Origin of the sequence: Chitinophaga sp., from assembly GCF_035564935.1 — a bacterium.
GTDB lineage: Bacteria > Bacteroidota > Bacteroidia > Chitinophagales > Chitinophagaceae > Chitinophaga.
Genome location: NZ_DATMTE010000021.1, coordinates 1 through 6,308, shown reverse-complemented (window position 1 = coordinate 6,308; position 6,308 = coordinate 1). Strand labels below are relative to the sequence as shown.

General features: G+C 48.1%; 4 protein-coding genes. All 4 read left to right on the top strand.

All coding sequences use genetic code 11. From position 1 onward, the window contains the following. Positions 1-2,940, top strand: a 2,940-nt coding sequence (locus VN105_RS00695; RefSeq protein ID WP_325636932.1) for a TonB-dependent receptor, incomplete at its 5' end; no start/stop codon positions are given. 27 nt (positions 2,941-2,967) lie between these two features. Beyond that, positions 2,968-4,617: a RagB/SusD family nutrient uptake outer membrane protein gene (locus VN105_RS00690; RefSeq protein WP_325636931.1), complete on the top strand. Its 1,650-nt coding sequence runs from the start codon at positions 2,968-2,970 to the stop codon at positions 4,615-4,617. A gap of 135 nt (positions 4,618-4,752) precedes the next feature. Then, the gene (locus tag VN105_RS00685; protein ID WP_325636930.1) at positions 4,753-4,992 is read left to right on the top strand and encodes a GlsB/YeaQ/YmgE family stress response membrane protein; all 240 of its coding nucleotides are present in this window, start codon (positions 4,753-4,755) and stop codon (positions 4,990-4,992) included. Between the two features lie 435 nt (positions 4,993-5,427). Continuing rightward, positions 5,428-6,308, top strand: an 881-nt coding sequence (locus VN105_RS00680; RefSeq protein ID WP_325636929.1) for an LLM class flavin-dependent oxidoreductase, incomplete at its 3' end; no start/stop codon positions are given.

Genomic DNA, 6,308 nt, shown 5'->3' with positions numbered 1-6,308 from the left:
ATAGTATGTCTGTGCATTGCCTGTTTACCGGCATTGGCGCAGGATAAATTCAAGGTGCAGGGCCGGATTACGGACGACAAAAATCAGCCCCTCCCGGGTGTAAGTATTTCTGAAGTTGGCACGCGCAATGGTGTGGTGTCGGATGTGGAGGGAAATTATCATTTAGAAGTGGCTGGTGGTAACAGTACCTTGCATGTTGCATTTGTAGGATACGAAAGCAAGGATGTAATGATAAATGGGGCGCACGATCTCCATATATCTTTGCAGGCACAGCTAAAGCAGTTGAATGATGTGGTGATCACCGGTTATGGTAAAACCAGTAAGAAGAATGTGACGGGGGCCATCAGTTCTGTAAGCCCGGGAGAATTTACACAGGGGGTAATTGCGTCTCCGTCGATGTTGCTACAGGGTAAAGTGCCAGGGTTAACGATCACCAAAAGTGGTAACCCTAACCAGAACCCCAGTGTAATACTGAGAGGACCATCCACCTTGCGCAGTGGCGCCCAGGAGCCGTTTTACGTAATTGATGGTGTGCCGGGCGCGCCAATCGATATGGTGGCGCCGGATGATATAGCAAGCATCGATGTTCTCAAGGATGGCGCTTCCACTGCTATCTATGGCGCCAGGGCTGCCAATGGCGTAATCATGGTAACCACCCGCCGGCCTAAAGCGGATCAGCTGCGCATTGCCTATAATGCTTATGTGGGTCTTGAAAAAGTATCCAAACGGCTTGAAGTGCTTACCGGCGATGAATTACGGAAATACCTGGCAGATAATGGCCAGGTACTTGCCACCGCTAACAACGATATGTATCCGGGTACCACCACGCCGGTAAATACCGACTGGCAAAAGGAAGTACAACGCGATGCTGTTTCTCATAATCATAACCTGTCGCTCATGGGCGGCTCCAAAAGCACTACCTATGGTTTCAGTATTAACTATCTTGACAATCCAGGTATCATTGAGGGATCATCGCTGAAAAGGATGGGGATCCGCGCCAACATCGACCAATACGCGTTTAACGACCGCCTGCGACTGGGCGTGAACATCTTCAATTCATCTACCACGCAAAACAATGTGCCCGATGCGGTATTGTCGAATATGCTCAACTACCTGCCTACCGTACTGGTAAAGCAACCCGACGGGAGCTTTACGGAAGATTATGCCGGTAATATCCGCGGCAGCAATAACCCGGTATCGCTCATTGAGAACAACAGCGACGAAACAAAGATCAATAAGTTCCTGGGTAATGGTGTTGCTGAAGTGAAAATACTCCCGGGTCTTACCTATACGCTGAGTCTTTCCACCCAGCGGGAACAGGTAACGAGAAATGTGTATTATAACAGTTTGTCCGTACTCGCAAAAGGGCTCAATGGTAAGGCTACCCGCCTGGCCTGGACAAACACCCGTAACATCATTGAGTCTTATTTTAATTACGATAAAACCGTTGGTAAACATAATTTCAAGGTATTGGCCGGATACTCCTGGCAGCAGGACCAGAACGGCGATGGCTTTGGTGTAAGCACACAGGGCTTTGGGAGTGATGCGCTTTCCTGGAATAATCTTAGCCTGAGCAACCCGCCTCCCGGCACCGTAGTATTCGATAACTCTGCCACCAGCACGCTTACCACCCTGCGTTTGATTTCTTACTATGGCAGGATCAATTACCAGTATGCAGACAAATATTATTTCCAGGCATCACTACGTAATGATGGCTCCTCTGCTTTTGGTAAAAACAACCGCTGGGGTTACTTCCCGGCAGTATCGGCAGGATGGCGTATCAGCCAGGAACCGTTTATGAAAAAGAACGACTTCTTTGATGACCTCAAGCTGAGGGTAAGTTATGGTGTGTCTGGTAACTCGCTGGGCTTTGATCCGCTGGCGGCGCAACTGCAATACAGCAACACCGGCCGTTATTATGATAATGGTAACCTGATCAATGCCATCGCTCCCGTGCAAAATCCTAACCCCGATCTGAAATGGGAACGCACCGCCATGCTCAATGCCGGTATCGACTTTACCATCTTCAGGGGACGGCTGAGCGGTGCAGTGGACTACTACGATAAGCAAACTTCAGATCTTATCTGGAACTACCCGGTGTCTACCACCCAATATATTACCACCACCTTGCTGGCGAACGTTGGTAAAGTAAGTAATAAGGGGGTGGAAGTAGTGCTGAATGCCGAGCCGGTGAGTAGCAAGCATTTCTCATGGAAAACATCTGTCAACGTATCACATAATACCAACAGCATCAGCGCACTTTCCAGCGGAAGGTTTACATTGAAAGACATTCCAACCGCTATTCTTGGTGGCAAAGGGCAATCCGGTAACTGGAGCCAGAAAATACTGGAAGGACAACCCATTGGTACATTCACCCTGTTCCATTATATGGGGAAAGATAAAGATGGCGTGTCTACCTATCAGAAGGCAGATGGTTCGATTACTACCTCTCCCAGCATCGGCGACCTGATGCAGGCAGGCAATGCACAACCCAGCATTAATTATGGATGGAGCAACACTTTCACCTATAAGGGATTTGATCTGAATATCTTTATACGCGGGGTGTCGGGCAACAAGATACTCAATGCTACCACCGCGGCGTTGAACACGCCAACAGATGCGAAAATGACCAATATCCTGAAATTTACAACAGGGGAGTCCTACAACGATAAGAACTCTTTCCTGATCTCCGACAGGTTCCTGGAAAATGGCTCCTACCTGCGTTTGGATAACCTTACACTGGGGTATACTTTCAGGATCAAAAGTAACTACATCAGTAAACTGCGTATATACGGCAACGTTAACAATGTATTTACTATTACGGATTATACAGGCATAGATCCTGAAATTGATCTTGGTGGCCTCACACCCGGTATTGACGCCAGGAATTATTATCCTAAGACCCGGTCATTCATCTTTGGTCTGAATGCTATTTTCTAATCCGTCTGACTATTTAAAAATAAAGATATGAGCTATAAAAGAATCCTTGGTATTTTCCTGCTTGCCATACTGGCGCTTACCGCCTGCAGTAAGCTGGATGTAGATGTAGCGTCGAAGTATACGCCTTCCAATTTTCCTTCCAACAGCGCCTCCTATGCAGCCGCTATAGGGGCTGTGTATTCCCAGCTGGCCAATACCAAATCAGGTGATGCCACTTACTGGATGAATGGTACCGGTTTCAGTTATGGAGTGGACTACTGGATGTTGCAGGAGTTTTCTACCGATGAGGCCATCATTCCTGCCCGCGATGGTAACTATGATGATGGCGGGAAATACCGTTTCATGCACCTGCATACCTGGGGCAGCAGTCACCCATTCGTGATCAGTTCCTGGCAATGGGGTTTTGGTGGCATCAATATTGCCAATAATGCCATCAACCTGGTGAACGGGCTACCTGCCGGGGATTATAAATCCGCTTCTCTTGCAGAGCTGAAGGCTATGCGTTCGCTTTTCTATTTCTTTATGATGGACCTGTATGGTAACATCCCCATATTGGATACCTTCCCGGTAAACACGCTCCCGGCTACGAAACCGCGTAAGGAGGTATTTGCCTTTATTGAGAACACATTGAAATCAGCGTTACCTGATCTTACTACCAAGGTGGATGGCAGCACTTACGGCCGTGCTACCAAATGGCTGGCCTTTGCATTGCTGGAAAAAATGTATCTCAATGCAGAATACTATACCGGTACGCCGCGTTATACCGATGCGGTGGCCATGGCAGACAGTATTCTCCTGAATGCGCCTTATTCACTGGATGCTGATTTTGCGTCAGTATTTAAACCGGATAATGGTCCGCAGATCAAAGAAACCATTTTCGCCATTCCTTATGATGCCAATCTTATTCCCGGTTGTCACTTTACCCGTTTCTGCCTGCACCCTTTCCTGAAAGAGCGTTTCGACCTGCCGGCGGCATTTGGTCCCAGTGTGGCGCTGAGCACTATTTCCGACTTCTATGCCTATTTTAACCAGCCGAACGATGTTCGTAACAATACCTGGTTATCCGGTAAACAGTATAACAAAGATGGTACGCCCAACATTGTTCATACCACTACCAAAACGCTGGATGCTTCTTCTCCCGGTGCAGATGCGCCGGTGGACTGGTGGGTGGAAATTTCCCCTGCTTTAACACTGAAAGCCGGTGGAGAAGCCAAGCTTGATGTAGGCAACGATTTGCGGGGGCAATTGAAGGGGGTGCGTTCCATCAAGTATTATCCTGATAAAAACCTGAATACGGCCACCCGGTTCCAGAACACGGATCTTCCCGTGCTGCGCCTGGCAGATGTGATTATGATGAAGGCAGAAGCCATTCTCCGGGGCGCCGCGCCTACGGTTGTAAAGGGGGAGCTGCAAACCGCCGATGTACTGGTGAACAAGATCCGTAGTCGCGCCGGTACCACGCCATTGGTGGGAACCACGCTGCCTATGATCCTGGAAGAGCGCGCCCGCGAATTTGCCTGGGAAGCCTGGAGAAGAAATGACCTGATCCGTTTTGGCAAATTTGAAGGCAAGTGGGGATTCAAACCGGCTGATAACGATGTTTTCCGCCGTGTGTTTCCTATCCCGGCAATAGAGCTGGCACTGAACCCCAACCTGGTACCTAACCCGGGTTATTAAACGGTTTTTCCACAAAAAATAAACGGGATGAAGACCGCATTGATAGAAGGATCAATGCGGCCTTCATCTTAATATAAAAAAATGCTGTAAGTGCCAATTAATTGTTACATTCAATTATCTCAAAAATATCTCCTTATGTTATGGACTTTACTCATTGGTGGCATTGCAGGTTGGCTGGCAGGTAAATTAATGCGTGGCGACGGATTTGGAGTGCTGATAGATATCCTGGTAGGCGTTGTTGGCGGCTGGCTGGGAGGCTGGTTATTCGGCCAGCTGGGTATACATATGGGAAATGGATTTATCGGTTCCCTGATAGTTGCGTTGATAGGATCAGTGATCCTTATCTGGCTGGTTCGTCTTGTTAAAGGAAGATAATCACGCCAAAGTTATTTGCCGTTTGTTTTATCAATGCGTTTCCATTCGGCGTCTTTGCCAGAATTGTTATAGGTAACCAGTAGCATACTACCATCTGGCTGCGCCAGTAATTCAAATTTTATTGGCGTTTCTTTCGTATAACAATAGTTCTCTTTCAATGCATATACTCTGACTCCGGTAGACCCGCTTTTGGACAACGTACATACAGATCATTTTCTTTCATGGTAAATATCATCTGCCATTCCTCATTATGTTCAGTCCACCGGCTGAATAAATGGAAGTGATTTCCTGCAGGGTAGCGTCTTCGATTTTACCGTTCATCCCGGAATAGCCGTTTGCCAGTTATGACCGCCGGTCTGAAAACAGTAACCTATGTGTTAGTGGTGCTTTTTTGTTGTTTAATAATGAGTTATTTTTCGTCCCGAAAGAAGATTTATGAAGAAAATAGGATTTTTATCGTTTGGGCATTGGTCAGACCATCCTGCGTATAGCACCCGTACCGCGGGTGATACGTTGCTGCAGTCGATTGACCTGGCGGTTGCTGCGGAGGAAATCGGTTTAGACGGCGCCTATTTCCGGGTACATCATTTTGCAGCGCAGCTGGGATCGCCATTTCCTTTGCTTTCGGCTATCGGCGCCAAAACAAGCAAAATAGAGATTGGAACGGGTGTAATTGATATGCGTTATGAGAACCCGCTGTATATGGTGGAAGATGCCGGGGCCGCCGACTTAATTTCGGAAGGCCGGTTGCAATTGGGAATCAGCAGAGGATCGCCGGAACAGGTAATTGATGGCTGGCGGTATTTCGGGTATGAACCGGCAGAAGGAGAAACCGACGCAGACATGGGACGCCGTAAAGCCCTCCAATTCCTGGATAAGTTAAAAGGTATAGGATTCGCCAGGCCCAACCCAAACCCGATGTTTCCGAATCCACCGGGCCTGCTGCGTTTGGAACCATATTCGGAAGGATTACGGGAACGTATCTGGTGGGGCGCCGCGTCTAATGCTACAGCTGTTTGGGCGGCGGAAAACGGCATGTATCTTCAAAGTTCTACCCTGAAGCAGGATGAAAGTGGTAAGCCTTTTCATGTACAGCAGGCCGAGCAGATCAGGTTATACAAAGAAGCATGGAAAAAAGCGGGCCACCAGCGGGAACCGAGGGTTTCAGTAAGCCGGTCAATATTTGCACTGGTAAACGACCAGGATCGTTATTTCTTTGGGAAGGAAGCCGACCGGACTGATAAAGTCGGAATGATTGAACCGGGTAAACGCGCCATTTTTGGAAGAAGCTATGCCGCGGAACCGGATCAGCTGAT

Coding starts and splice junctions, on each gene's coding strand:
- VN105_RS00690 (WP_325636931.1), top strand. CDS start 2,968: ATGAGCTATAAAAGAATCCTTGGTATTTTCCTGCTTGCCATACTGGCG.
- VN105_RS00685 (WP_325636930.1), top strand. CDS start 4,753: ATGTTATGGACTTTACTCATTGGTGGCATTGCAGGTTGGCTGGCAGGT.